At 65.8% G+C, this 25,424-nt stretch carries 25 protein-coding genes; 17 read left to right on the top strand and 8 right to left on the bottom strand.

Annotated elements, in window-relative coordinates:
- Positions 1 to 55: 55 nt before the first annotated feature.
- From EYF70_RS27420 to EYF70_RS27410, 3 genes are all read left to right on the top strand, one after another.
- The gene (locus EYF70_RS27420) at positions 56 to 3,130 is read left to right on the top strand and encodes a ligand-binding sensor domain-containing diguanylate cyclase (RefSeq protein WP_165497802.1); all 3,075 of its coding nucleotides are present in this window, start codon (positions 56 to 58) and stop codon (positions 3,128 to 3,130) included.
- Positions 3,131 to 3,274: 144 nt separating this feature from the next.
- On the top strand, positions 3,275 to 4,702 hold the full coding sequence (locus tag EYF70_RS27415) for a hypothetical protein (protein WP_131148195.1): 1,428 nt from the start codon (positions 3,275 to 3,277) through the stop codon (positions 4,700 to 4,702).
- Between the two features lie 85 nt (positions 4,703 to 4,787).
- On the top strand, positions 4,788 to 5,117 hold the full coding sequence (locus EYF70_RS27410; protein WP_131148194.1) for a cupin domain-containing protein: 330 nt from the start codon (positions 4,788 to 4,790) through the stop codon (positions 5,115 to 5,117).
- Positions 5,118 to 5,144: 27 nt separating this feature from the next.
- On the opposite strand, the gene EYF70_RS27405 is transcribed toward EYF70_RS27410, so the two are convergent.
- From EYF70_RS27405 to EYF70_RS27375, 8 genes are all read right to left on the bottom strand, one after another.
- Complete coding sequence (locus EYF70_RS27405; protein WP_131148193.1) at positions 5,145 to 6,983, bottom strand: hypothetical protein; 1,839 nt, start codon at positions 6,981 to 6,983, stop codon at positions 5,145 to 5,147.
- Entirely contained in the window at positions 6,980 to 7,132 is a 153-nt protein-coding gene (locus EYF70_RS31200) for a hypothetical protein (protein WP_165497801.1), read from the bottom strand. Before EYF70_RS31200 ends, EYF70_RS27405 begins: the two co-directional genes overlap by 4 nt.
- Entirely contained in the window at positions 7,129 to 8,160 is a 1,032-nt protein-coding gene (locus tag EYF70_RS27400; protein WP_131148192.1) for a glycosyltransferase family 2 protein, read from the bottom strand. The genes EYF70_RS31200 and EYF70_RS27400 overlap by 4 nt, the downstream gene beginning before the upstream one ends.
- A 247-nt stretch (positions 8,161 to 8,407) precedes the next feature.
- Positions 8,408 to 9,463: an NAD(P)H-dependent glycerol-3-phosphate dehydrogenase gene (locus EYF70_RS27395; RefSeq protein ID WP_131148191.1), complete on the bottom strand. Its 1,056-nt coding sequence runs from the start codon at positions 9,461 to 9,463 to the stop codon at positions 8,408 to 8,410.
- 122 nt (positions 9,464 to 9,585) lie between these two features.
- Positions 9,586 to 10,026: an SH3 domain-containing protein gene (locus EYF70_RS27390; RefSeq protein WP_131148190.1), complete on the bottom strand. Its 441-nt coding sequence runs from the start codon at positions 10,024 to 10,026 to the stop codon at positions 9,586 to 9,588.
- Between the two features lie 111 nt (positions 10,027 to 10,137).
- Positions 10,138 to 10,614, bottom strand: coding sequence for a protein-export chaperone SecB (gene secB, locus EYF70_RS27385; protein ID WP_131148189.1), 477 nt, complete (start codon positions 10,612 to 10,614; stop codon positions 10,138 to 10,140).
- Between the two features lie 156 nt (positions 10,615 to 10,770).
- The gene (gene grxC, locus EYF70_RS27380; RefSeq protein WP_131148188.1) at positions 10,771 to 11,031 is read right to left on the bottom strand and encodes a glutaredoxin 3; all 261 of its coding nucleotides are present in this window, start codon (positions 11,029 to 11,031) and stop codon (positions 10,771 to 10,773) included.
- A gap of 16 nt (positions 11,032 to 11,047) precedes the next feature.
- Complete coding sequence (locus EYF70_RS27375) at positions 11,048 to 11,449, bottom strand: rhodanese-like domain-containing protein (RefSeq protein ID WP_131148187.1); 402 nt, start codon at positions 11,447 to 11,449, stop codon at positions 11,048 to 11,050.
- Between the two features lie 103 nt (positions 11,450 to 11,552).
- Between EYF70_RS27375 and gpmA the strand changes: the two genes are divergently transcribed.
- From gpmA to gspD, 14 genes are all read left to right on the top strand, one after another.
- Complete coding sequence (gpmA, locus tag EYF70_RS27370) at positions 11,553 to 12,299, top strand: 2,3-diphosphoglycerate-dependent phosphoglycerate mutase (protein ID WP_131148186.1); 747 nt, start codon at positions 11,553 to 11,555, stop codon at positions 12,297 to 12,299.
- 6 nt (positions 12,300 to 12,305) lie between these two features.
- Positions 12,306 to 13,871 (top strand): peptidoglycan DD-metalloendopeptidase family protein, encoded by a 1,566-nt coding sequence (locus tag EYF70_RS27365; protein ID WP_131148185.1) that lies wholly within the window; start codon positions 12,306 to 12,308, stop codon positions 13,869 to 13,871.
- A 118-nt stretch (positions 13,872 to 13,989) separates the two neighbouring features.
- Entirely contained in the window at positions 13,990 to 15,537 is a 1,548-nt protein-coding gene (locus EYF70_RS27360) for a S41 family peptidase (RefSeq protein ID WP_131148184.1), read from the top strand.
- Positions 15,538 to 15,543: 6 nt separating this feature from the next.
- Complete coding sequence (locus EYF70_RS27355) at positions 15,544 to 16,299, top strand: HesA/MoeB/ThiF family protein (protein WP_131148183.1); 756 nt, start codon at positions 15,544 to 15,546, stop codon at positions 16,297 to 16,299.
- Positions 16,300 to 16,554: 255 nt separating this feature from the next.
- Entirely contained in the window at positions 16,555 to 17,571 is a 1,017-nt protein-coding gene (locus EYF70_RS27350; RefSeq protein ID WP_229420588.1) for an IS110 family RNA-guided transposase, read from the top strand.
- Positions 17,572 to 17,793: 222 nt separating this feature from the next.
- Positions 17,794 to 18,237, top strand: a complete 444-nt coding sequence (gspG, locus tag EYF70_RS27345) for a type II secretion system major pseudopilin GspG (protein ID WP_131148182.1) — start codon at positions 17,794 to 17,796, stop codon at positions 18,235 to 18,237.
- A gap of 15 nt (positions 18,238 to 18,252) precedes the next feature.
- Positions 18,253 to 18,711 (top strand): type II secretion system minor pseudopilin GspH, encoded by a 459-nt coding sequence (gspH, locus tag EYF70_RS27340; RefSeq protein ID WP_131148181.1) that lies wholly within the window; start codon positions 18,253 to 18,255, stop codon positions 18,709 to 18,711.
- A 1-nt stretch (position 18,712) separates the two neighbouring features.
- On the top strand, positions 18,713 to 19,096 hold the full coding sequence (gene gspI, locus EYF70_RS27335; RefSeq protein ID WP_229420587.1) for a type II secretion system minor pseudopilin GspI: 384 nt from the start codon (positions 18,713 to 18,715) through the stop codon (positions 19,094 to 19,096).
- On the top strand, positions 19,093 to 19,737 hold the full coding sequence (locus EYF70_RS27330; RefSeq protein ID WP_131148179.1) for a PulJ/GspJ family protein: 645 nt from the start codon (positions 19,093 to 19,095) through the stop codon (positions 19,735 to 19,737). Before gspI ends, EYF70_RS27330 begins: the two co-directional genes overlap by 4 nt.
- A complete protein-coding gene (gspK, locus tag EYF70_RS27325; RefSeq protein ID WP_131148178.1) occupies positions 19,734 to 20,657 on the top strand; it encodes a type II secretion system minor pseudopilin GspK in 924 nt (307 codons plus the stop codon). The genes EYF70_RS27330 and gspK overlap by 4 nt, the downstream gene beginning before the upstream one ends.
- Before the next feature lie 15 nt (positions 20,658 to 20,672).
- Positions 20,673 to 21,902, top strand: a complete 1,230-nt coding sequence (gene gspL / locus EYF70_RS27320; RefSeq protein WP_131148177.1) for a type II secretion system protein GspL — start codon at positions 20,673 to 20,675, stop codon at positions 21,900 to 21,902.
- Positions 21,896 to 22,474, top strand: coding sequence for a type II secretion system protein M (locus EYF70_RS27315; protein ID WP_229420586.1), 579 nt, complete (start codon positions 21,896 to 21,898; stop codon positions 22,472 to 22,474). Before gspL ends, EYF70_RS27315 begins: the two co-directional genes overlap by 7 nt.
- On the top strand, positions 22,471 to 23,244 hold the full coding sequence (gene gspN / locus EYF70_RS27310) for a type II secretion system protein N (protein WP_131148176.1): 774 nt from the start codon (positions 22,471 to 22,473) through the stop codon (positions 23,242 to 23,244). The genes EYF70_RS27315 and gspN overlap by 4 nt, the downstream gene beginning before the upstream one ends.
- The gene (gspD, locus tag EYF70_RS27305) at positions 23,244 to 25,424 is read left to right on the top strand and encodes a type II secretion system secretin GspD (protein WP_131148175.1); all 2,181 of its coding nucleotides are present in this window, start codon (positions 23,244 to 23,246) and stop codon (positions 25,422 to 25,424) included. The genes gspN and gspD overlap by 1 nt, the downstream gene beginning before the upstream one ends.

Here is a 25,424-nt window from a genome sequence, read left to right as displayed (position 1 = left end):
GCGATCGGCACGAATACGGTATATGATGATTCCAAGTGGAAACAAAAATGTTCAAATGCCCTATCTGAGCCGATTTTTCAGCTGCCTGACCCTGCTTGCCCTGCTGGCTCTGCCCTGGCTTCCAGGGATCGTTCACGCGGCAGCGCCCGCGCCGTGGTCCACGCTGGCCCATACGTCGTTTCTCCACCACAAGGCCCCATCGCTGGGCGTGGGCACCTCCCTGGCCCAGGATCGGCAGGGGTTCATCTGGCTCGGTACGCAGACCGGCCTGATGCGCTGGGACGGTTTCCAGTTCCGGCGCTATCAGGCGGCGCCCGGAAAATCCGGTTCGCTGCTGGACAGCTATATTCTCAACCTCCGCGTCGACAGCACCGGCCGCCTGTGGATCGGCACCAATAGCGGCGGCATTGCGCGGTACGACGCCGCGCGGGACAACTTCATTTCCGTCGGGGTGGGGAAGGGCGGCCTGAGCCATGTGCAGGTCACCTCGCTGGCCGAGGATGGCAAAGGCGGCATGTGGGTTGGCACCGGCGCGGGGCTGGAGCGCATCGATGCCGCGGGTGTGGTGCACGGCGCGCACAGCGGTGCTCCCCAGGTCGACAGCATGGCGCTGGTCAAGAGTGGCATCGAGTCGCTGCTGCGCGATCGCAGTGGCACGCTGTGGATCGGCACGAAGAAGGGTTTATGGCGGCGCAGCGCGGATGACCAGCCGCTCGTGCCGGTGCGCCTGCCGGTCGAAGGCGCCGGCCAGCCAACGATCAGCACGCTTTACCAGGATAGCGCCGGCAGGGTCTGGATCGGCACGCGTGCCAATGGCGCTTTCATGCAAGGCGATTCCCGCCAGGGCCCGGTCGTGGTAGGCGAGTCGCCGGCCCCGTCGACCCTGCAGAACGAGCGGATCTATTCCATCGTGGAGAAGACCGCCGGCGTGGTATGGCTGGGAACCGAAGGCGGTGGAATCGTCGAGGTCGACGTCGAGCACGGCCGCACGCGCCGTATCCGGCACCATGCGGAAATCGCGGACAGCCTGATCGAAGATGATGTCAGTGCAATGTTGCGCGACCACAGCGGGCAGGTATTCGTCGCCACGATGGATGGCCTCAGCCAGCACGACCCGCGCACCAACGGCATCATTACCATCCGCTCGCTGGGAAGCCCGGGGAAGCTCGACGTACCGAGCCTGCTGGCACGGCCGGATGGCAGCGTATGGTTCGGCGTCATGGCGGGAAGGATCGAGATCGTCGACCCGACCCGGGGCGCAATGGGGGAATTCGCGCCGGCGACCGGCACGCGAACCAGGGGGCTGCCGAAGAGCCGTGTCCTGGCGATGGCCAATGGTCCCGGGGACACGGTGTTCATCGCTACCCAGCACGGTGTGTTTCGCAGTACGGCGGACGGCCGCGACATCCGGCGCATCGATATAGCCGGGCGCCCCGGCGCAAGTCCGGCCTGGAGCGTGGCCTGGCACGACGGCGTGCTGTGGTTGGGCGGGCTGGACGGTATCTGGGGCCTGAAGATGGCGCCGGACGGATCGGCGCAGGTCATCCGTCATGAAGACCGTGCGCTGGGCGATTCCCGTGTCACGGCAATCCGGGCACTGGACGATGGCAGCGTCTGGGTCGGGACCATGGCGGGCCTGGCCCGGCTCGATACCAGGACCAACGCCGTGGAGCGGGTATCGCTCGATCCCGCCGCCCAGCCGGACACGCCGGGCCACTATGTGTCGTCGATCATCCAGGACACCAGGGGGCGCGTGTGGGTTTCCACCTTCTCGGCCGGCATCGCCGTGCTGGAACGCACCGATGCGCAGGGACGGCACTGGTTCCGCCGCTTCGGCACCGCCGAAGGTCTTCCCGACAACGGCGTGAATGCCCTGGTGCTGGACGCGGCTGGACGGATCTGGATCAGTACCGACAACGGCGTAGCGGGAATCGATGCCGATACGTTCGTCATACGAAAACTCGGCATTGCCGACGGCCTGCAGATTTCGGCCTACTGGACCGGCGCGGGGGTGCGGACCCCAGCCGGGGATATCGTGTTCGGCGGCGTTGCCGGCGTGACGGTCCTGCGGCCGGCGCACCTGAAGCGGCCCGGCTATCGCCCTTCCATGGCCATCACGCAGGTGTCGCTGGGTGGCAGGAGCATGACATCGGTGCCGTCGAACGGGGGCACCGGCTTGCCGCTGCGGATCGCGCCCGAAGAACGGGAGCGCGGCATCGCTCTGGAATTCTCCGCGCTCGATTTTGCGCCGCCCGGCTACCGCCAGTATGCCTACAGGCTCGATGGCTTCGACCGGGACTGGATCGAAACCAGCGCCGTGCCACCCCGGGCGGGCTACACCAACCTGCCGCCGGGGAAATACACGCTCGAACTGCGTGGCACGGCAAGCGACGGAGCGGACGCCATCCTGCGCGTGCCAGTCGTCGCGCTGCCCGCCTGGCACCAGAAAGACTGGGTGCGCGTCCTGGGTGGCCTGTGCGTGCTTCTCCTGCTCGTGCTGCTGATGCAGGCGCGTACCTCGCTGCTGCGCCGGAAGAAGCGCGAACTGGAAGCGATCATCGCCGGCCGCACAGCGGAGTTGCGGGCGACCCAGGCGCGGCTCGAGGAGCTGGCCTATGGCGATACGCTGACGGGCCTGCCGAACCGGCGCCTGTTCAACGATACGCTGCGCCGGATGACCGCGCAGGCGGCGCGTGGCGGCCAGCCGTTCGCCCTGCTGCTGGTCGACCTCGATCATTTCAAGTCGGTCAACGACACGCTGGGGCACGATGCCGGCGATGCGCTGCTCGTCACTGCCGCGGAGCGCCTCCGGTCGGTCGTGAGGGAAGGCGACCTCGTTGCGCGCCTGGGCGGCGACGAGTTCGCGATCCTGCTGGCGCCGGGCTACGAACCCGCGGTCGTGCAGGATATCTGCGAGCGGATCGTGGCCGCCATCGCCACCCCGGTCATCCATGGCGAGCACACGATGCACATCAGCGCAAGCGTCGGCGTGGCAGGCTATGCCAAAGAGCAGGACAGCGCCGAGCGGCTCTACAAGTGCGCCGATATCGCGCTCTACAAATCCAAGGAAGCCGGGCGCAATACCTGGTCTGCCTACGACGCCAGCAGTTCGCCGCTGACCACTGGCTGATCCCGGCCGCAGGCGCGCAGTCCCGCCATCGTGGCTCGTGCAGCGATCGCTGGACAGCCACGCCTGCTAATATCCGTGCTTTTCAAGGCCTGGAAAAGTCATCATGGAAGTCGACAGCACGGGCCGAACGTTCCGGAGCACTACATGACCTCTTCCGCCGCAAACGATTTTGCCCGTCCCTCGAACTGGCAGGATTTCGAGCGTTTGTCCATCGCCCTGTTATCCGAGATCTACGCGACCCGCCTGCGCCGCTGGGGCAGCGCGGGCCAGCGCAAGAATGGCGTGGATGCGTGGGCGAAGCTGGCCGATGGCCGGGTGGTGGCATTGCGGATCGAGGGGCGCACCGAGCGTTATGGCCAGCCGCTGACCCCGGCCGATGTCGACATGGCGCTGGCGGAGGCGGCGGACTTCCCCCATCCGGCCGATGAGTTCATCCTGTTGTCGGCAGGGCCCGGCGATGCCGGATTGCAGGCGCATGCGGCCGGGTTGAGCGCCAGCCGGCAGGCCGCCGGCCAGTCCTCGGTGGCGGTCTGGGGCTGGCCAACGATCGCTGCCCACATCGGCCAGCAGCCGAAAGTGCGCGGCGTGTTCTATGGCCATGAAGCCAGGGCTTCCGGCAAGTTCAAGCTGGTCCTGCTTGCCGCCGCCGTCCTGGTGGTCGCCGGCGGCGCCGGCTCGCTCTTCCTCGGCAAGAACGCCATCGACGCGTCGCAGGCCAGGCCGCCGAATGCGGCGGCGAATGTCGGCAACATCGCCGCCAACCTCGATGAGCTGACCGCCACTTACCAGCAATGCCAGGAGCTGTTGGGCAGCAATACATTCACCTTTACCGGCGAGCTGATCGAAACCTGCCGGGATCCCGCGGCAAGCCAGCTGGCCGCGCTGTCGAAGAAGGTCGACAGGCAGCGTTCCGGCTTCGACGCGCAAGTGCAGGCCGAACTGGCGCGGCTGCTGGTGATCTTCCACGAAGATGTGCGCGAAGCCGTTGCGGTCACATCGGTGGCCCATGCGTTCGACAACGAAGTGGTGCAATCGATGAAGGATGGCTGTGCGGCGGAGCAGGCGAACGATCGCAATGCGCAGGCCATGAAACAAGCCGCCATCGGGCAGGCCGGCGCAAAGCAGGCAACAGTGAAGCAGGCAGCTGTGAAACAGGCCGGCATGGCGGCGGCGGCGGCCCAGGTGAGGTACTACTACCTGCTCAAGGATTTCATCATTCCGGAGATGGCGGCGGCCAGGGAAATCCTCCAGCTGCATGCCAGCGGCGCGCCCGCGCCGGAGCCGATGAAGGCGGCCGCCGGGCGCATGGAGCAATTGCTGACGGCGCGGATGGCGTATGCGCCGAAGGAAACCCGCTGGCCCCTCACGCTGTCGTCGCTCAAGCACACGGCCGCGCGAGACTCCGTTCCCGGCGCGGGGCAGGCCAGCGACGCGGCGGAAGAAGCGCGCTGGCGCGACGTGCTGGCGCAGTCGGCCACCCGGTCGCTGCGCGGCCGGGCCAAGGATATCGACGCGCTGATCGCGTGCGGCGTCCTCAAGGAAGATGCCCGGGCGCTGGCGCCGGCGAACTGACCCAGCTGACCGGCCAGTTCAATGCAGCGCGGCATCCCCTGCCGGTTTGATAAGATGAGCACAACGTTCAATCACGGGAGTGCTCATGGCTCTGCAACACGCTTCTTCCGGCCAGGTCATCGCATTGCAGCGCAGCGGTGAAGACGGCTCGCAGTTTTCTTCGATCGCATTGGCCAAGACCGACGATATCGAACTGATCCGCCTGGTGCTGCCCACCGGGAAAACCATGCCCGAACACTGGGTCAAGGGAGAAATCACGCTGCAATGCCTGTCCGGCGAAATCGCCGTGGAGGCGCATGGCCGCACGGCGACGCTGCATGGCGGCGAAATGCTGTTTCTCGCCGGGGCAACGCCGCATGCGCTGAAAGCGGTAGCCGATTCGGTGGCCTTGCTGACGATCGTGCTGAAGAGCTGACCCGCCCGTTTCCCGGTCCATGCCGCGTCACGGGCACAGGTAGCGCACCGCATACAGTGTGCGCGGGCTGCCGAGCGGCATGCCGTTGACGGGATTGCGGTCCAGCTGCGCGACGTTGTCCAGCTGCAGGCAAGCGCCGGCTGTCACGCTGGTTCCCGTCACGAACACATGTGTCACGCCGGCTGCGCGCAATGGCGCGGCCGCCAGCGCAAGCCCGCGGGGCGCGCTCAGGCTCGGTGGCAATCCCATCATTCGCCGTGCTTCCGGCATGCTGACGACACGGTTCGACAGCGCCGCGCCGAACAGCGGATAGTGCCAGCTGCGGTCGGCGGTATTCAGGATCGTCGACCCGGCCGGCAACGCATCGAGCAGCGGCGGGTATTCATAGAACGCCGGCCGCGCCGTCTGCCGCGACAGCACGATACGGTCGCCGAACTGCAGCGCCTGGCGCGACAGAAACACGCCCAGCATCGCCACGATGCACACGGCAAGGGTGATATCGAACACCCGGCGCCACTGGCCGGTGGCTTGCGTGACGACCCATGCCAACAGTGGCAGTGCCAGCGGCAATGCCCCCAGCACATAGCGCGGCTGCCGGTCGCCCAGCAGGAACCATGCGGCCACGATGAACAGGACCGCGAACAGCAGCGACAGGCGCACCCGGTGCAGGCGCGGGCCATCGCGCACCGCCGCGGCGGCCAGCGCCACCGCCGTGCCGGGAATGGCCGTGGCGACGAAGGCACCCAAGCCCGAGCTGTGCTTGAAGTTCTGGCCGTAGTGCTGCGTTTCCATCCATGGATAGACCAGCCACTGCCAGGTATTGCTGACCCATTCGAGTTGCGTCACCTGGCGCAGCGACAGGTCGAAATCCGGCGCCGGCAGCCAGCCCATCCATTTGCCGATCAGCGGTACGCCGACCGGATGCAGCGGATTGCCGAGCACGATCGCGTTGCGCAGTAACCAGAAGCCGCCCGCCAGCGCTGCCACCGTGCCGAACACGGCCGCGTTGCGCAGTGCGCCGGCCAGGGTGCGGCCGCGTGCGCAGGCCACCAGCCCGACGGCCATGGCGCTCAGCAGGTGCAGGCTCTTGAAGCCGATCGCCAGTCCCATGCACAGGCCGGCCAGGGCCATGGCCAGCGGTGGGCGCAGCGATGACAGCACGAAACACATCGCCAGCGCCGCGAAGGCCATGCCGCCGATATCGGCGCCCAGCTCGACCGATGAAAACGCGACCATCGGCACGCCGAGCAGGCCGCAGCAGGCATACAGCGACGCCTTGCGATCGGCGTCGGCCTGCCGGCACAGCGTGTACGTGGCCATCACCAGTGGCACCAGCAGCAACAGGTCGGCGCTTGACACGAGCCGTTCCGGCAGCCAGTCGAGCAAGACCGCCCACAGCACGCTGGCATTGGCAGGGAAGGTATGGGGAAAGTTGCGGTCCCATCCCATCAGCGAGTGGGTTTGCAGCAAGTCGACGGACAGGGGCAGGTGATAGGCCATCACCTCGTAGCCCTGGGGCCGCCCGAAGGCCAGCAGCACACCGGCCAGCAGGAAAACAGCCAGGGTCAAAACAGCCAAGGTCAGCCATGGGAGGAATTCGCGCTGCCCGCGTGGCCAGGAGAAACCGGCCGGCATGGCAGGGACGAGGCGCAGCGCCAGCACTGCCAGCAGCAGCAGCAGTGCCGCGTGGCCGACGGAAGCGCCGGGCCAGCCGGTCATCAACTCCAGCAACCCCAGGGCATGGAAGGGCAGCAGCATGGCACCGAAGAACACGGTGACCGCCACCAGGCCCCGTTCGGCGGCGAAGCGGCGCGCTACGGCAGCCGCGGTCCAGGCACACAGCAGCAGGTAAAGAAACGCGCTCACCGCAGATGCTCCGCGACAGTGCGCACCGCCTGCCACAGCGTCGCCAGGTAATTGTGGAAGCCTTCGCTGAACGCGAAGTAAACGATGGCGGAGCATGCCGATGCCGCAGCGGGCACTTTCGACACCAGCGCAGCGGGAAGCCGGCTCATGGCGTGTCCTTTCTGAAGCTGTTGCCGCACACGACCTCGACGTGGAAACGGGGCCGCTTCTTCGTCGATTCATAGACCTTGGCCAGGTATTCGCCGATGATGCCCAGGCTGAGCAGCTGCACGCCGCCCAGCAGGTACATGGGGATGACGCCGGAGGCCCACCCGGGTACCGCCTCGTGCGTAAACAGGCGGATGCCGAGCGCCCATGCGGTCAGCAAGAGGCTGCCCAGCGATACCAGGACGCCGGCACCGGTGATCAGCCGCAGCGGAGAAGCCGTGAAGGAGGTAACGCCTTCCCAGGCCAGGGCCAGCATCTTGCGCAGCGGATATTTGGATTCGCCCGCGAAGCGCGACGCGCGATCGAATTCGACGACGGACGTGCGGTAGCCGAGCTGGGGAACCAGCCCGCGCAGGAACAGGTGGGTTTCCTCGTAGTCGCGCAGCGTTTCAACCGCCCGGCGGCTCATCAGGCGGAAGTCGGCATGGTTGAACTGTACCTGCACGCCCAGCAAGGCGAGCAGCCGGTAATAGCCTTCGGCGCTGCACCGCTTGAAGAAACTGTCCACGGCCCGGCAGCGCCGCACCGCGTAGACGATTTCGCTGCCGGCGCGGTAATCGTCCAGCATGCGGGGAATGGCGTCGAGATCATCCTGCAGGTCGGCATCGAGGCTGACGAGCACTTCGCCGGGCGCCGTCAGCAGGCCGCACAGCAGGGCATTCTGGTGCCCACGGTTGCGGCTCAACTTGATGCCGCAGACGGTGGGGAATGCCGCCGCATATTCGCCGATGAGGCGCCAGGTGCAATCGCTGCTGCCGTCGTCCACGTAATAGATCGCACTGCCCGGTGCCGCGCGGCCTTCGGCCTTGAGCCGGTCCAGCAGGACCACCAGGCGGCGTGTGGTTTCCGGCAATACCTCCTGCTCGTTGAAGCACGGCAGCACGAGGCTGACGACCGGCGCTGACCGCAATTCCAGTGCCGGTTCCGGTGGCTTCGAGAAGTCCAGGTGCCATGGATGCAGGGTTTCCATACGATTTCTCCAATCGTGGTCAGCAGTTGGGCAGGAAAAGCCGGCCGTCGGCAGGCATAGCAGTGCAAGGCGTTCGCGGAGCCTGGACGCCCGTAAAAGCAATGCCGGCGCACCGCGAGACAAGCAAGCTGTGCGCCGGCAGATTGGCACGGAAAGTGGGGAATCGCGCAGGCATGATGACAAACGTGCAAGCTAATCCGTCAAGTCTATCATGCCTTTTGGTAAGTTAATTGGACTGAATCAAGAGTTACTTTGAAGCGGGCGCAAGTGTCTCATCACGGGGATCGCGGGCCAGCATCCGGGCCACCAGCGCTTCCGGCTTGACGCCATCGAACAGCATCGATGCCACGCCATTGGTGAGCGGCATGTCGACGCCCAGCCGGGCGGCCAGTTCGCGCACGGCCTTGGCGCATGGCACGCCTTCGGCCACGTGCCCCAGCTCGGCCACGATGGTATCGAGCGCCTTGCCTTGCGCCAGGCCCAGGCCCACGCGCCGGTTGCGCGACAGGTCGCCCGTGCACGTGAGGATCAGGTCGCCCATGCCTGTCAGGCCCATGAACGTTTCGATATTGCCGCCCAGCGTGGTACCCAGCCGGGTCACTTCGGCCAGGCCGCGGGTGATCAGCGCGGCGCGGGCATTCAGGCCCAGGCCCATGCCGTCCGCGCAGCCGGTGGCGATGGCCATCACGTTCTTCACGGCACCGCCGACTTCCACGCCGATCAGGTCGTCGCTTGAATAGACGCGCATCGTACCGCCGTGCACCACGGCCACCACGCAGTCGCGCAATGCCGCCGAGGTCGAAGCGATGGTCAGCGCGCAGGGCAGGCCGCGCGCGACCTCCTGCGCGAAGGATGGACCCGACAGCGCGCCGCCGGCGATCTCGTCGCCCAGCACATCCCGGAAGATCTGGTGCGGCAGCAAGCCTGTTTCGTACTCGAACCCCTTGCACAGCCAGACCAGGTTCGGGATCGGCCGCCCCTTCAGGCTGTGCAGCAAGGGCCGCAGGCCGGCGACGGGCGTGGCTGCGATGAGCAAGCCCTCCTCGCCATCGGCAGCGCCGTCGCGCTGCACGTGGGCAACGGCCTCGTCGAAATCGGCTGTCACGCGCAATGCCGGCGGAAAGGGAAAACCGGGCAGGTAATGGGTGTTGTCGCGTGCGGCAGCCATGTCGGCCATCGCATCGGCGTTGCGGCCCCACAGGAGCACGTCATGGCGCGCGGCCACGGCGATGGCGACGGCCGTGCCCCAGGCACCGGCGCCCAGTACGGTAATACGGCGCCGGTTCGCTTGATTCTCTTGCATGTCGAATACCCCGGATACCGCAGCGGCGGTATCAAAAAACCCCGATACCGCCGTTGCGGTATCCAAAAACGCCTTACATCGCCGTCTCGGTATCCAATATCAGCGATACCGCCACGGCGGTATCAAAGACCCCAGACGTCGCTGCTGCGCACGAAGCCGTTCAAGCCATCGCGATGCCGCACCTTGACCCAGCCGTTCGCGCCGGGCTCGCCCAGCTCCAGCAGAACGCCCTTGTCGGCCGTAAATACCACGGCGGACGTGTCATCCTCGGCCGTGCGCACCTTCACGTTCGGTACGCGCACGATGACGTTGCGGCGGGAGGAGAGGCCGCGCGCGGGTGTCCAGGCCAGGTCGCCGGACATGTCGCGCACCTTGACCCAGTCGCCATAGGTCAGCACGACTTCCAGCGGCGCGCCGCGCGGCACGATGAACAGCTTGACGCCCTTGGTGGACGGGGCGTCGTACAGCACGGCGGGCGCCGCGCCAACCGTCTTGTAATCGGCAGCCCAGCTGGTGGTGCTCAGCAGCAGAGCGGCTCCTATTATCAAGCGGGTAATACTCATTGCTAAAAACTTTCGTCCAAAATGATCAAAGGCCACAATGGGCCTTTGAATGGGAGAAGCGGCTGCGGGAATTCAATCCGGGGATGCCCCCGGCCGCTCCCGGTTCAGCGATTACTGAACGGTGTTGGTGCCTTCGGCGGTCTTGGCTTGCTGTTCGGCGATAGCCTGCAGGCGCTGCTGGTAGAACACTTCGAAGTTGATCTCGGCCAGGTGGACTGGCGGGAAACCGGCACGGGTGATCAGGTCGGCGATGTTGGCGCGCAGGTACGGGTACACGATGTTCGGGCAACCGATACCCAGCAGCGGATCCAGCTGTTCGGCCGGGATGTTGCGTGCTTCGAAGATGCCTGCCTGCTTGCCTTCCACCAGGAACGCCACCTTGTCGGCTACCTTGGCGGTCACGGTGATCGTCACGGTGGATTCGAAGATGCCTTCCTGCAGGGGCACGGCGCCCACGTCCAGGGCTACTTCGATCGACGGAGCTTGCTGTTCCAGGAAGATTGCCGGGGAATTCGGCTGTTCCAGCGACATGTCTTTCAGGTAGACGCGTTGGATTTGGAATACGGGTTGCAGGTTTTCGTCAGACATGGAACGCTTTCAATGAATTGGACAGATGATTATCGTCGTCCGCCCCGAGCCGGTTGTGCTGGCCTGGATCAAACGCGTGGGCAATTGTAGCAAAACAAATATGCGGAACAGCCTTTTTTTGCCCCGCGTTGCATTTTTATTAATCGACGTAAATCGTCAGCCATTCAGCAGCGGATCGAGGCGGCCGGCCTGGTCCAGCGCATACAGGTCGTCGAAGCCGCCGACGTGGGTTTCGCCCACGTAAATCTGCGGCACCGTGCGGCGCCCCGTCTTCTGCATCATCACCTGGCGCTGCGCCGGATCGAGATCGACGCGGATCTTGTCGATATTCTTGATGCCCTTGCTTTCCAGCAGCCGCTCGGCGCGGATGCAGTACGGGCAGATGGCGGTGGTGTACATGGTTACTTGAGCGGTCATGGCGGTAATCCTTTCTTTACTTGGTGATCGGCAACCCTTGGGTTTTCCACGCTTCGATGCCGCCGTCGAGAACGACCACATCGGCGAATCCCGCCTTTTCCAGAATCTTTGCGGCGCCATAGGCGCGCGTCCCTTTTTGGCAGACGACCACGGCCGTCCTGTTCTTGAATTTGTCCAGCTCGCCGCTGCGCTTGGCCAGTTCCCCCAGCGGGATATTGCGTGCATCGGGCAGGTGGCCTTCACCGAAGGCGGCGGCGTCGCGTACGTCCACAATGGTGGCTTTGGCGCGGTTTATCAACAGTGTAACCTGCTGCGGCGTCGCCCTTTTGCCCCGTTGCGTGAGCGCTGGCCACAGCAGCGCGCCGCCCGACAACACGGCAATGCCAACGAGAAAGATATGGTCGAGGATGAATTTCACTTAGCTTCCATTGGTTGAAGTCAATCCGCGCATTATAAAATAGAAGACGAACAACGGCCCCGGCCGACGATTTCCTATCCTACCCTCCTGAGAAGATTGCTCTATGTACAAAATTGTTTTCATGCGTCATGGCGAGTCCACGTGGAATCTCGAGAACCGTTTCACCGGCTGGACCGACGTGGACTTGACCGAGAAAGGCGTGAAGGAAGCGAAATCCGCCGGGGAAGTGCTCAAGCGCGAAGGCTACACGTTCGACCTGTGCTACACCTCGGTGCTCAAGCGCGCCATCCGCACCCTGTGGCTGACGCTCGATGAAATGGACCTGATGTACCTGCCGGTGAAGAACGACTGGCGCCTGAACGAGCGCCACTATGGCGCCCTGCAGGGCCTGGACAAGGGCGAGACCGCCGCCAAGTTCGGCGACAAGCAGGTGCTGGTCTGGCGCCGCAGCTACGATATTCCGCCGCCATCGCTGGAAGAGGGCGACGACCGCGCTTCGTTCAACGACCCGCGCTATGCCGGCCTGCCGAAAGAGCAGATCCCGCTGACCGAATGCCTGAAGGATACGGTGGCCCGCGTGCTGCCGGCGTGGAACGAGGAAATCGCCCCGCAGATCAAGGCCGGCAAGAAGATCCTGATCTCGGCCCACGGCAACAGCCTGCGCGCCCTGATCAAGATGCTGGACAATATCAGCGACGAGGAAATCGTTGGCCTGAACATTCCGAACGGCCAGCCGCTGGTGTACGAACTGGACGCCGACCTGAAGCCCATCCGCCATTACTACCTGGGCGATGCGGATGCGATCGCCGCCGCGCAAGCCGCGGTGGCCAACCAGGGCAAGGCCAAGTAACGCTCGATGCCAGTTCACCGTTCGCGGCGCGCCAGCGCCTGGTTTGCCGCGCTCGGCGTGGCTGCGGCCGTGGCCATCGCTCCACTTGCGCCGGGATTCGGCGGGGGCGAGGCCCTTGCCGCCGCGCCATCCAAGCAGCCAGCCAAGCAGCCGACCAACCGCAGCAAGCAGAAAGCCGCCGCCGAGGCGGAGCGCGCCGCGCTGCAGCAAAAACTCAATGCCCTGAAGCGCGACATCGGCCAGACCGAAAGCGCGCGCGAGGACGCGGCCGACACGCTGGCCGAGTCCGAACAGGCGATCTCGAACGCCAATCGCCAGTTGCGCGAACTGGCCGACGAAACGGCCGCCACGACGGCGAAGATCACCGAACTGTCGACCGAACGCGAGCGGCTGGCCGGCACGATCGCCAGCCAGAAGGGGCAACTGGCCCGGCTGCTGCGCGAGCAGTACGTGGCCGGCAACGAAGACCGGATCAAGCTGCTGCTGTCCGGCGACAACCCGAACCGCATCAACCGCGACCTGCAACTGATGTCCTACGTCTCGCAGGCGCAGGCGCAGCTGATCGAATCGCTGCGCACCAACCTGGCGGCCGTGGAAACCAACCAGGCCGAGGCGCAGAATGCGCGCGATGAGCTGGTGGAAATCGCCGAGGAAGAAAGCCAGCAGAAAACGCTGCTGGAACAACAGAAGGCCCGGCATGCCGCACTGGTGGCGAGCCTGTCGCAAAAGCTCGACACGCAGCGCAAGGAGGTCGGGCGCATCGAGCGCGACGAACAGCGCATGGGCGCGCTGGTCAACCGCCTCAACAAATTGATCGAAGAACAGGCCCGCGCCGCCGCGGCGGAAAAGGCCCGCCAGGAACGGCTGGCTGCGCAACGCGCGGCCAGGGCGAAAGCCGAAGCGGAAGCCCGGGCCCTGGCGGCGGCCAAGGCCAAGGCCGAACGCGAGCGGCTGGCGCGCGAACGCAGGGAACAGAAATCGGCGCAGAAGCCGGAGCCGAGGATCGCCCAGAAGCCCGAGTCCAGGCCCGATATCAAGCCAGACTCCAGGCCGGACACCGCGCCCGAGCCGAAACCGGAACCGAAGATCGCCCAGCGCGAACCGGTGAAACCGGAGCCGCGCGACGAGGGCGCGGCCCGCCCGGCGGACGTGGCGCTGGCGCCCGCCGCGCCGGCCGGCGCGTTCGCCAGCCTGAAGGGGCAGATGCGCGCGCCCGTGTCCGGCCGCGTGGCTGCCCGCTTCGGCAGCAAGCGCGGCGACGGCCCGAGCTGGAAGGGCGTCTTCATCCTCGCCGGCGAGGGCACCGAAATCCGCAGCGTGGCCCAGGGCCGTGTCGTGTTCGCCGACTGGCTGCGCGGCTTCGGCAACCTGATCATCGTCGACCATGGCGGCCAGTACATGAGCATCTATGGCAACAACCAGTCGCTGCTCAAGCGTGCCGGCGACGTGGTCAAGGGCGGCGACGTCATCGCCGCGGCCGGCAACAGCGGTGGCAACGAGGAATCGGGTTTATACTTCGAGCTGCGCCACCAGGGCCGGGCGTTCGATCCCGCCGAGTGGGTGAAGTTCTGACAAGCGTTGATTGCAGGCGTGCCGTATGCGCAGCTCGACCCCAGTCCTTGCAGTTGGGGGGAGCGCATGCAATATCGACTCGCTGGCCGACCCTCCGTAGTACCTCAGTGGAACATCAATGGGTAACAAACTCAAGAGTATCGGCCTGATCGGCCTGGGCATGGTGGCCGGCGTGGCCGCCTCCATGAACTTTTCCGCGCTCGCGCAGCGGATCGACGCCCCGTTGCCGCTGGAAGAATTGCGCCAGCTGTCGGATGTGTTCGGCCTGATCAAGAGCGACTACGTTGAAAACGTGGACGACAAGAAGCTGCTGCAGGAAGCGATCGCCGGCATGGTGTCGTCGCTCGATCCGCATTCGGTGTACCTGGACGAAAAGGCGTTTCGCGAAATGCGCGAATCGGTGCAGGGCAAGTTCGTCGGCATCGGCATCGAAGTCTCCACCGAGGATGGCTACGTGAAGGTGGTTTCGCCCATCGAGGATACGCCGGCGTTCAAGGCGGGCATCCGCTCCGGCGACCTGATCACCCGCATCGACAACGTGCCGCTGAAGGGCCTGTCGCTGGACGAGTCGATCAAGAAGATGCGCGGCGAGCCGCGCACCAAGGTCGTGCTGACGATTTCCCGCAAGGGCGAGGACAAGCCCCTGATCGTGCCGATCGTGCGCGAGGAAATCCGCGTGCAGAGCGTGAAGGCGAAGCTGGTCGAGCCCGGCTACGTGTGGCTGCGCATCTCGCAGTTCCAGGAGCCCACCGTCGAGGAGATGGTCAAGAAACTGGCGGCGCTGTACGAGAAGACGCCGGACATCAAGGGCATCGTGCTGGACCTGCGCAACGATCCGGGCGGCGTCGTGCCGGGCGCGATCGGCGTGTCGGCGGCGTTCCTGCCGAAGGATTCGGTGGTCGTTTCCACCAATGGCCAGCTGGCCGATTCGAAACAGACCTTCTATGCGCGGCCCGAATACTATGCCGGCCGCCACCCGGGCGACCCGCTGGCCAGGCTGCCCGCGGCGGTGAAGACCGTGCCGCTGGTGGTGCTGGTGAATGCCGGTTCCGCGTCGGCTTCCGAGATCGTCGCCGGCGCGCTGCAGGATTACAAGCGCGCCACCGTGATGGGCAGCACCACGTTCGGCAAGGGCTCGGTGCAGACGCTGCGCCAGCTGACCGCCGACACGGCCGTCAAGCTGACGACCGCGCGCTACTACACGCCGAAGGGCCGGGCCATCCAGGCCAAGGGCATCGAGCCGGACGTGCACGTCGATGAAACGGCCGAAGGCGATGGCCTGAACAGCCTGCGCCTGCGCGAGGCGGACTTGCAGAAGCACCTGTCCGGCGACGACAAGGAAACCCGCCCCGTGCGCCACGACGAACTGGAAGAAGAGCAGCGCCTGCTGGCGCTGGCGAAGAAGCAGAAGCCGGTCGAATACGGTACCCGGGAAGACTTCCAGCTGGCCCAGGCGCTGAACCACTTCAAGGGCTTGCCGGTGAAGCTGGCCAAGGCCGACACGCCGGCGGAAAAGGGCGCTGCCGAGATTCTCGTCAAGCCGGATACCAAGACCGACACCGTCAAGCCGGAAGACAAGAAGGCGCCGCCCTCGCACGTGGCGCCGCCGAAAGCGACGCCGCCCAACGCCGCGCCGCTGGAAGCGCCGTCCTTGCAAACAAAATAATCGCGCATGAACGACGAACAGCTGCTGCGCTATTCGCGGCATATCCTCCTCGACGAGATCGGCATCGAGGGCCAGCAGAAGCTCCTCGGCGCGCGGGTGCTGGTGATCGGCGCCGGCGGCCTCGGTTCGCCCGCCGCGCTGTACCTGGCGACGGCCGGCATCGGCCACCTGACGATCGTCGACGACGACGAGGTCGACCTGACCAACCTGCAGCGCCAGATCGCCCACACCACGGCGCGCATCGGCCAGCCCAAGGCGCTGTCGGCAAAGGAAGCGATCGCGGCGATCAATCCGGACGTGCGGGTGACCGCGCTGATCGAGCGCGTGGACGATGCGCGCCTGGCCGAACTGGCCGCCGCCAGCGACGTCGTCCTCGATTGCACCGACAACTTCAAGACACGCCATGCCGTCAACCGCGCCTGCGTGGCGGCACGCGTGCCGCTGGTCTCCGGTGCCGTGATCCGCTTCGACGGCCAGGTCAGCGTGTTCGACCCGCGCAGCGCCGAGGCGCCGTGCTACTCGTGCCTGTTCCCGCAAGACCAGGCGTTCGAGGACGTGGCGTGTTCGACGATGGGCGTGTTCGCGCCGCTGGTGGGCGTGGTCGGCGCCACCCAGGCGGCCGAGGCCCTGAAGATCGTGATGGGCATCGGCACCTCGCTGGCCGGCCGGCTGCTGCTGCTCGACGGCTTGCGCATGGAGTGGACCAGCATCGGCGTGGGGCGCGCGGGCGGCTGCCCGGTTTGCGCCACGTGGAACCGGTGACAGGCACAGATGCCGCTCAGATAAGCCAACCCCAACCGCAAAATCTGGGGTCAGACCCGTCGGGTCTCGTATCTTGAGCGTACCGACAATTCAGTGGATACTTCCGCTGCAGTTCCGGCCAGGCAAGGACACACCGCTCGGGATTAAGGCTTCGAGCCTGTGGGTCAGATAGGTGGCCTTGCCTGTTTTTTCATTGAAGTCCGTACGGTATCTTGGGACGGCGTTCTTACGCTAAGCCCGCATACGAGAGAGGAAATGATGGAAATGGCAGTAACCCCGGTAGTTGGCGTTGATGTGAGCAAGAAGAAGCTCGATATTGTTCTGCTGGTCAGTGGCAAAGCGAAATCGAAGACGCTCAGCAATACGCTGGAAGGTTACCAGGAACTGGTCGAATGGTTGGTCAAGCAGAAGGTCTCTCCAGACAGCGCTCACGTGTGTCTGGAAGCGACCGGTGTCTATAGCGAGCCGCTTGCTCTGTGGTTGCACGATGCGGGCATTATGGTGAGCGTCATCAATCCAGGCTGCATCAAAGGTTTTGGGCAGTCCGAAAACATCCGCAACAAAAACGATCAAATTGACGCCGGGCTGATCGCCCGGTTCTGTGCTGCGAAGAGGCCGCCAGTTTGGGTGCCACCTCCAAAGGAACAGCGTGAACTCAAGGGTTTGAGCGATCGGCTGCTTGCGCTCAAGGACATCAGGCAACAGGAAAAGAACCGGATGGAAGCTCATGATTTTGCCGGTCAGGCCGACTTGGTGAAAAACGTCGATGAGCACGTAAAATGGCTCGATCAAAAGATCACCGAGCTGGAAAAGGAGATCGACGATCACATCGACAGGCATCCTGGCCTGAAACATGACGCCGATCTGATGCGCAGTATTCCGGGCATTGGCAGCACTACGATAGCTAAGGTCCTAGGCCACATTGGTGACATTAGGCGCTTCGGATCGGCCAAGGCACTTGCGGCATTTATTGGAGTCAGTCCAAAGCAAAAAAGCTCTGGAACATCAGTGCGCGGTCGGACAAGCATGAGCAAGATCGGCAACAATGATCTGCGTAGTGCACTGTACATGCCTGGCATGGTCGCCAAGCGGTACAACAACTTGCTGAAGACCTTTGCCGAGCGCCTGAGCGCCAATGGCATGGCTCCCAAGGCCGTCACCGGCGCCGTCATGCGCAAGCTGGTTCATTTGATTTACGGCGTGGTTTGCTCTGGCAAGCCATTCGACCCGAATTTTTTGAATTCGGGCCTTGCAAAACAAGACGGTATCTGACCCCGGCAGTTGCCGTTGGGGTAGATGCAGGCGCTAGTGGCATGCAGAGCGGCTCGAGCAAGCGTCATGAGTAACAGGCCCGTTTTCCTCGAAACATTTCCCGGAAAATGGTGCCTGTCACCGGTTTTCCGGTAACTTCTCTTTACCTCCTTTTTCACCGTCGTGTAGCATTTCGGGCTTATACTTCAGCACTTTCGCTTTTTCACCGTGTCCTGAAGCTTCATGAAAATAGGTCTCCCTGTCATGCGCCGCGCGCGTGGTTTTACCCTCATTGAAATCATGGTCGTCGTCGTCATCATGGGCGTGCTGGCCGCGCTCGTGGTGCCCAAGCTGCTGGCCCGCACCGGCGAATCGAAGGTCGCCGCCGCGAAGGTCGACATCGCCACCATCATGCAATCCTTGAAACTGTACAAGCTCGACAACACTCGCTATCCGACCACCGAGCAGGGCCTGCAGGCGCTGCTGGTCAAGCCCACGTCCGGCCCGGCCGCCAACGGCTGGAAGGAAGGCGGCTACCTGGAAAAGATGCCGAAGGATCCGTGGGGCTTCCAGTACCAGTACCTGTCGCCCGGCATCAAGGGCGAGGTGGACGTGTTCTCGACCGGCGCCGACGGCCAGCCGGGCGGTACCGGCGAGGATGCCGACATCGGCTCCTGGGAAAACTAAGCGGCGGATCGCAGCATGCGCCAGCGCGGCTTCACCCTGATCGAGCTGCTGGTGGTGCTGGTCATCATCGGCTTCACGCTGGGGCTGGTGATGGCGAACATGGCGCCGAGCGGGCGCCAGGCGATGCAGCAGGAAGCGCAGCGCGTGGCCCTGCTGCTGCAGCTGGCGCGCGACGAAGCCATCGTGCGCAACCGCCCGATCGCGTTCGAGGCCGGCACGCAGGGCTACCGCTTCCTGGTGCGCGAAGGGCGCGAATGGAAGACCCTGCCGCAAGACGACATGCTGCGCGAACGCGCCTTCAAGCGCACCCCGATGACCCTGCTGCTCGATCCCCCCACCAATCTTCCTGGCGCGCCGCTGCGCATCGTGTTCGGCCGCGAACCGGTCGACAAGCCATTCGTGCTGACGCTGGCGCATGACGACGTGCGCACCGCGGTGCGGGCCGATGGCATCGGCCATTTCACGGTGGAGTAAGGTGAACGGCACGACGACGCGGCCCGGCGAACGGGGTTTCACGCTGCTGGAAGTGCTGGTGGCGCTGTTCATCGTCGGCACGGCGCTGGTCGCCGCGCTGCAGGCGATCGGCAGCCTGACCCGCAACAGCGAAGGCTTGCGCACGACCATGATGGCCACCTGGTCGGCCGAGAACCGGCTGGTGCAGATCCGCCTGGCACGGGTTTTCCCATCGGTGGGCAAGACCTCGTTCGCCTGCCCGCAGGGCGACCTGCAACTGCAGTGCGAGGAAGAAGTGATCATCTCGCCGAACCCGCTACTGCGCCGCGTCGAAGTCTCCGTGTACGACACCGCCAATCCGCAACGCCGCATCATCAAGCTGGTGCAACTGGTGCTCAAACCATGAGGCAGCGCGGCTTCACGCTGATCGAGCTGCTGGTGGCGATCTCCGTGCTGGCGATCGTGGCCGTGCTGGGCTGGCGCGGGCTGGACAGCATCCTGCGCTCGCGCGTGGCGCTGACACAGGAAATGGAGCAGACGCGCGGCATCCAGCTGGCCTTCGCGCAGTTGCAGAACGACCTGGAACAGCTGGCCCCGAGCGAGGTGATCGGCGCCACGCGGCAAAACCTGGTGGCCGACAACCTGCGCCTGATCTTCGTGCGCACGCATGCGCCGGACCTCGGCCCCACGCAGCTGGTGGTGGTCAGCTACCGCCTGCGCGACGGCGTGCTGACGCGCCGCGAATCGGCCGCCACGCGCGACCTCGTGCAGCTCGACGCGCTGTGGCAGGTCGCCCTGTCCGATGGCGACCCGGTGCCGGGTGTCGGCCTGCATGCCGGCGTGGCGGGCATGGGCGTGCGCCTGTGGACCAATGGCGGATGGACGCAGCCGCAGAATGGCGGCACCAGTGCAGGAACAAGCAGCTCCGGGGCCCCGGCCCCTGGTGGCACAAGCGGCACCACCGGGCCGACCGGCCTGGAAATGTCGCTGCAACTGATCAATGAACCGAACCCGCTGGTGAAGGTCTTGCTGCTGGGGGCGACATGAGGCGGGCCTTACAGCGCCAGCGCGGCGTCGCCGTCGTGACCGCGCTGCTGCTGACGACGCTGGCGGTGACGATCGTGGCCAGCCTGTTCTGGCAGCAGCAGGTGCAGGTGCGCTCGGTGGAAAACCAGCGGCTGCACTTGCAGACGCGCTGGATCCTGCGGGGCGCGCTGGACTGGGCGCGGCTGATCCTGCGGCAGGACGGGCTGGACAACCCGACGGTCACTCGCGCCGATGGGGTGTGGGCCACGCCGCTGGCCGAGACGCGGCTGGACCAGTACGTGGAGCGCGAACGGATCGAGGGCGAGGATTACGACGCCACGCTGAAGGGCCAGATTTATGACGCGCAGTCGCGTTACAATCTGGCAAATCTGGCCTCCGACGCCGGCATCAACGCGGAGGAAACGCGGGCATTCGGGCAGCTGCTGAGCCTGTTGCAGCTGGACGCCGGCCTGGCCCAGCCGGCGGCGCAACTGGTGCTGCGCGCCGCGCAGGCGGCGCAGCAGCAGGGTGCAGGCAGCGCACCGATGCCCTTGCAACGTGTCGACGATCTGCTCGTGGCGGGCTTTCCGCAGGCAGCCGTCGAAAGGCTGCGCGACTTCGTCGTCGTGCTGCCGCGGGGGCAGCAGGTGAACGTGAACACGGCGCCGGCGGAAGTACTGGCCGCGGCCGTCGAAGGCATGTCGCTGTCGGAAGCGCAGGCACTGGTTGCGGCGCGCCAGCGCACATCATTCGCGAACGTCGGCGATTTCAATACGCGCGTACAGGGCCGGAAATCGCTGGCACAGGTCGTGGTGCGCAGCGACTACTTCCTCGTGCTGAGCCAGGTGCGGCTGGACCGCGCGGCGCTGGAATCGTGGGCGCTGATCAGGCGCGGGAAACCAGGCCAGCCGATCACCCTCGAGTGGATACGGGAAATCTAAGGAAAGCAAACCGTTTTGACGACTCTCTACATAAGTTATCCCGCCCGCGCGTCCGCGGCCGACATCGGCGCGGCGTGCGCCTATGCGCAGGTGGGCGACGGCGGCAACCTGATGCAGCAGGGCGCCGGCGCGCTGGGCAAGCTGGGCGACCTGGTGGCGGCGAGCCGCAAGGTGGTGCTGCTGCTCGCCGCCGCCGACGTGACACTGCTGCGCGTGGCGGTGCCGCCGCTCTCCGGCAGCCGGCTGAAGGCGGCCATCCCCAACCTCGTCGAGGAACAGCTGCTGGGCGATCCGGACGACTGCGTGTTCGCCCTGGGGCCGGCGCAGCCTGGCGGCAGCGAGCGCACCGTGGCCGTGGTGCAGCGCGCCTGGCTGGACGTACTGGTAAAGGCGCTGGTGCAGCAGGGCGCGCGCGCCGTGGCCGCGCTGCCGGCGCAACTGTGCCTGCCGCTGGCGCCCGGCGGCGTGTCCGCATCCCTGGCCAGCGACGAAGGCGGCCTGGAACTGGCGCTGCGTACCGGTCAATATGAAGGCATGGGCCTGGCATTGCCGGCGCAGCCGGACGGCGCGCTGCAAGTGCTGCGCGCGCTGGCCGGCGAGGCACCCGTCACGCTGTATGTGCCGCCCGCGCAGCACGCGCAGTACGAAGCGCTGCTGCCCTCCGTGGTAGGCATCACGCTGGAAGAAGATCACTGGGCGCACCGGATCGCGGCCAGCAAGGCCGTGCAGCTGGACCTGGCGGCCGGGCTCGCGGCGGCAAGCGGCGCCCGTGCGCAGGCCTGGAAGCAGTGGCGCTGGCCGTTGCGGCTGGCGCTGCTGGCGGTGCTTGTCAACCTCGTGGGCCTGAACGTGGAATGGCTGCGCATGAAACGCGAGGCCGAGGCATTGCGCCAGTCGATGGTGCAGATTTTCCGCGCTGCCTACCCGAACGAGAAGGTGGTGCTCGATCCGGCCGCGCAGCTGCGCGCCAACATCGCCCGCGCAAAGGCGGGCGGCGGCGCGTCGGCAAAGGATGACTTCACGGCGCTGGCCGCCGCGTTCGGCGAGGCGCTGGGAGCGCTGCCACGGCGCGACGTCGTGGCCGGCCTCGAGTACCGCGAGCGCGCGCTGGTGGTGCGCCTCAAGCCCAACAGCGTCGATGGCGGCGCCCTGGCGCAGGTGCAGGCGCAACTGGCGCCGCGCGGGCTGACGCTGACGGAAACGGGGGCGGGAACATGGGAATTGCGCGCGGGAGGCAAATGGTGAGTGAAGCAAGGAACGGCACGGCAGCCAGCGGGCTTGCAAGCAATGGACGCACAAGCAATGGGCTGGTCGGCATGCGTGCCGCGGCCGGGGCCTTCTGGAGTGCGCGCACCGAACAGGAGCGCCGCTTCCTGGCGGTGGGCGGCATCGTGGTCGGCCTGGCGCTGGTGTATGCGGTGCTGGTCGATCCGGCGCTGACGGGCCGCGAACAGCTGCGCAAGGCATTGCCGCAACTGCGCCAGGAAACGGCGGAAATGCAGGCGCTGGCGGCGCAGGCCGCGCAACTGGGCGCGCAAGCTCCGGTGCAGGTGCAGCCGCTGTCGCGCGAAAGGTTGACGGCGGCACTGGCGGCACGCGGGCTGGACGCGCAAAACCTGGCCGTGACGGGCGATTACGTGAAGGTGGACTTCAAGGGCGTGCAGTTCGCCGGTCTCGTGACGTGGCTCGATGCCGTGCGCCGCGACGAGCGGCTGGCGGTGCAGGAAGCGAAGATCGGCACGCAGGGCGGCAAGGAAGACAGCGCCGGCCTGGTGGATGCCACGCTGACCCTGCGCCAGGAAGCGGGCAGCCGATGAAGCGTTTCATCCTCTGGCTGCTGGCGATCGCCGTCACGGCCGTGCTGACGCTGCTCGTGTTCTTCCCCGCCACGTGGGTAGCCGCGCTGGTGGAAAAACAGACCGGCGGGCGCCTGGCGCTGGGCGACGCGCAGGGCACGCTGTGGCGCGGCTCCGCCTTTGTCGGCGGTGCGGCCAGCGGCAATGGCGCGGTCACGCCGCTGCTGCCGGGGCGTTTCGCCTGGAAGCTGTCGCCGCTGTCCCTGCTGGGCAGCGTGCGCATGGAACTGGAGAACCCGGAAGCGCTGACGCAGCCGGTCATCTTCACGGGCAGCTGGCGCGCCTGGCAATTGAGCCCGGCGGCGCTGAAGCTGCCGGCCGATGGCCTGGCCGGCCTGGGCGCGCCGCTCAATACGCTGGCGCTGTCCGGCCGGCTGCAACTGGCATGGACCTCGCTCGCCCTCGCGCTGGAGAACAAGAACATCCTGGTGAACGGCGTGACCACGCTGCAGATGCAGGATGTCTCGTCGCGCCTCGCGCCGATCCGGCCGCTGGGCAGCTACCAGCTGGCGCTGGACTGGGCCGGCCAGCAGGCTGCCGTGGCGCTGACGTCCACCAAAGGGCCGCTGCTGCTGTCCGGCAGCGGCCAGTTGCGCAACGGCCGGCTGCAATTCTCCGGCCAGGCCGAGGCGGCCGCCGGCTATGAAGATTCCCTTGGCAACCTGCTCAACCTGCTGGGCCAGCGCCGCAATATCGGCGGTAAAAACATCATCGCACTCGAGTTCAGATAATGAAAACTGCAAGCAAACGTCAACTTCCCGCGCTGCGGCGCCTGTCCGCCGGTGCGCTGCTGTGCTGCGTGCTGTCCTCTTCCGTGGGCCCCGCATGGGCCGCGCCGCAGGATGAAGCCGCGCTGAACTTCGTCGGTGCCGATATCGAATCCGTCATCAAGGCGGTGGGCCACTACACCAACATCACGTTCCTGATCGATCCGCGCGTGAAAGGCACGATCACGCTGGTCTCGGAAAAATCCATCAGCAAGTCGCAGGCCTTCGCACTGCTGACCTCCGCCTTGCGGCTGCAGGGCTATGCGATCGTCAGCGGCGACGGCTTTGCCAAGGTGGTGCCGGAGGCGGAAGCCAAGCTGCAGGCCACCCCGACCATCGTGACAGGGCAGGCCGCGCCGAAAGGCGACCAGGTGGCCACCCAGGTATTCCAGCTCAATCACGAGTCGGCGGCGAACCTGGTGGGCGTGCTGCGCCCGCTGATCTCCACCAACAACACGATCAACGCGAATCCCGGCAACAACACGCTGGTGATCACCGACTATGCGGACAACCTGAAGCGCCTGTCGAAAATCATCGCGGCCATGGATACGCCGGCGTCGGCGGACATGGACGTGATCCCGGTACGCCACGCGATCGCCAGCGACATCGCCTCGATGATCAACAAGCTGATGGAGCCGGGCAAGGGTGGCGATGGCGGCGGGCAAGTCTCGGCGCTGGCCGACCCGCGCACCAACTCGCTGGTGCTGCGCGCACCCTCGGTGGCGCGTGCCAACCTGGCCCGCTCGCTGATCGCCAAGCTGGACATGCCCACCTCGCAGTCGGGCAACGTGCACGTGGTGTACCTGAAGAACGCCGATGCCACGCAGCTGGCGGAAACGCTGCGCGCCGTGATGTCCGGCGAAACGCCGGTCAATACCGGCGCGTCCGGCAATGCGCTGAACAATGGCGCCATGATGCAGACCGGCGCCAACAACACCATCGGCCAGAGCGGCATGTCGTCGCAGAACTCGGGCCCGACCAATCCGCTGCTGTCGGGGAACCGCACGGGCACCCAGCAGGGCACCACGGGCGGCACGGCCGGCTTCATCCAGGCCGATGCCTCGACCAACACGCTGATCATCACCGCGCCGGAAACGATCTACCGCAACCTGCGCGCCGTGATCGACCAGCTCGACGTGCGCCGTGCCCAGGTCTACATCGAAGCGCTGATCGTCGAGGTCTCGGTCGACAAGGCCTCCGAATTCGGCGTGCAGTGGGTGGGCGCTTCCGGCAACAGCAACAGCGATTACCGGATCGGCGGCCTGCAGTCGTTCTCCAGCGGCGGCAACAACCTGGTCAACGTCTACAACGGCGACGCGGCGCCCAGCAATGGCCTGACGATCGGCATCTTCAAGCAGCTGGCAGGCGGCAAACTGGGCCTGGGCGCCGTGGCGCACACGCTGGAAACGACCGGCAACGGCAATATCCTGTCCACGCCGAACATGATCACGCTCGATAACGAAGTGGCCACCATCCGCGTGGGCCAGAACGTGCCGATCCTGACCGGCCAGTTCACCACCACGTCCGGCACCAACACCAATCCGTTCCAGACCATCGACCGCAAGGACGTCGGCCTGACCCTGAAGGTGAAGCCGCAGATTTCCGAAGGCGGCACGATCAAGATGGCGATCTATAACGAATCGTCGTCGGTGGACCAGTCGTCGCTGACCACCTCGTCGTCCGGCATCATCCTGAACACGCGCGTCATCGAGAACAACGTGATCGCCGACGATGGCCAGATCATCGTGCTGGGCGGCCTGATCGAGGATACCGCGTCGGACGGCGTGGAGAAGGTGCGCGGCCTGGGCGACATTCCGGTGCTGGGCAACCTGTTCAAGTACAACACGCGGGCGCGCAAGAAAACCAACCTGATGGTGTTCCTGCGCCCGGTGGTCATCCGCAACAAGGAACAGAGCATGAGCCTGGCCGCCGACCGCTACGACTACATGCGTGCCTCGGGCGCCGATTTCACGCCGAGCGACACGATCCTGCTGCGCCAGCTGGGCCAGCCGCAACTGCCGGCGCTGAACAACGGCGTGCCGGTCGGCTCGCCGACGGTGGCCGCGCCGGTGCCGCCGGCACCGGTACCGGCCGGGGCGCCGGGAGCGGCCCAGCCGGTACCGCAAACCACGCGGCAGCAGTGA

Origin of the sequence: Pseudoduganella albidiflava (assembly GCF_004322755.1) — a bacterium.
Lineage (GTDB): Bacteria > Pseudomonadota > Gammaproteobacteria > Burkholderiales > Burkholderiaceae_D > Rugamonas > Rugamonas albidiflava.
Note: the sequence above shows the minus strand (reverse complement) of the source record. Positions and strands in the feature narration are given on the sequence as shown.

Coding starts and splice junctions, on each gene's coding strand:
- secB (WP_131148189.1), bottom strand. CDS start 10,614: ATGTCTGACGAAAACCTGCAACCCGTATTCCAAATCCAACGCGTCTAC.
- EYF70_RS27360 (WP_131148184.1), top strand. CDS start 13,990: ATGGGTAACAAACTCAAGAGTATCGGCCTGATCGGCCTGGGCATGGTG.
- EYF70_RS27315 (WP_229420586.1), top strand. CDS start 21,896: ATGGTGAGTGAAGCAAGGAACGGCACGGCAGCCAGCGGGCTTGCAAGC.
- EYF70_RS27350 (WP_229420588.1), top strand. CDS start 16,555: ATGATGGAAATGGCAGTAACCCCGGTAGTTGGCGTTGATGTGAGCAAG.
- EYF70_RS27415 (WP_131148195.1), top strand. CDS start 3,275: ATGACCTCTTCCGCCGCAAACGATTTTGCCCGTCCCTCGAACTGGCAG.
- EYF70_RS27395 (WP_131148191.1), bottom strand. CDS start 9,463: ATGCAAGAGAATCAAGCGAACCGGCGCCGTATTACCGTACTGGGCGCC.
- EYF70_RS27420 (WP_165497802.1), top strand. CDS start 56: ATGCCCTATCTGAGCCGATTTTTCAGCTGCCTGACCCTGCTTGCCCTG.
- EYF70_RS27365 (WP_131148185.1), top strand. CDS start 12,306: ATGCCAGTTCACCGTTCGCGGCGCGCCAGCGCCTGGTTTGCCGCGCTC.
- gpmA (WP_131148186.1), top strand. CDS start 11,553: ATGTACAAAATTGTTTTCATGCGTCATGGCGAGTCCACGTGGAATCTC.
- gspH (WP_131148181.1), top strand. CDS start 18,253: ATGCGCCAGCGCGGCTTCACCCTGATCGAGCTGCTGGTGGTGCTGGTC.
- EYF70_RS27330 (WP_131148179.1), top strand. CDS start 19,093: ATGAGGCAGCGCGGCTTCACGCTGATCGAGCTGCTGGTGGCGATCTCC.
- EYF70_RS27400 (WP_131148192.1), bottom strand. CDS start 8,160: ATGGAAACCCTGCATCCATGGCACCTGGACTTCTCGAAGCCACCGGAA.
- EYF70_RS27410 (WP_131148194.1), top strand. CDS start 4,788: ATGGCTCTGCAACACGCTTCTTCCGGCCAGGTCATCGCATTGCAGCGC.
- EYF70_RS31200 (WP_165497801.1), bottom strand. CDS start 7,132: ATGAGCCGGCTTCCCGCTGCGCTGGTGTCGAAAGTGCCCGCTGCGGCA.
- grxC (WP_131148188.1), bottom strand. CDS start 11,031: ATGACCGCTCAAGTAACCATGTACACCACCGCCATCTGCCCGTACTGC.
- gspK (WP_131148178.1), top strand. CDS start 19,734: ATGAGGCGGGCCTTACAGCGCCAGCGCGGCGTCGCCGTCGTGACCGCG.
- EYF70_RS27390 (WP_131148190.1), bottom strand. CDS start 10,026: ATGAGTATTACCCGCTTGATAATAGGAGCCGCTCTGCTGCTGAGCACC.
- gspD (WP_131148175.1), top strand. CDS start 23,244: ATGAAAACTGCAAGCAAACGTCAACTTCCCGCGCTGCGGCGCCTGTCC.
- gspG (WP_131148182.1), top strand. CDS start 17,794: ATGAAAATAGGTCTCCCTGTCATGCGCCGCGCGCGTGGTTTTACCCTC.
- EYF70_RS27355 (WP_131148183.1), top strand. CDS start 15,544: ATGAACGACGAACAGCTGCTGCGCTATTCGCGGCATATCCTCCTCGAC.
- gspN (WP_131148176.1), top strand. CDS start 22,471: ATGAAGCGTTTCATCCTCTGGCTGCTGGCGATCGCCGTCACGGCCGTG.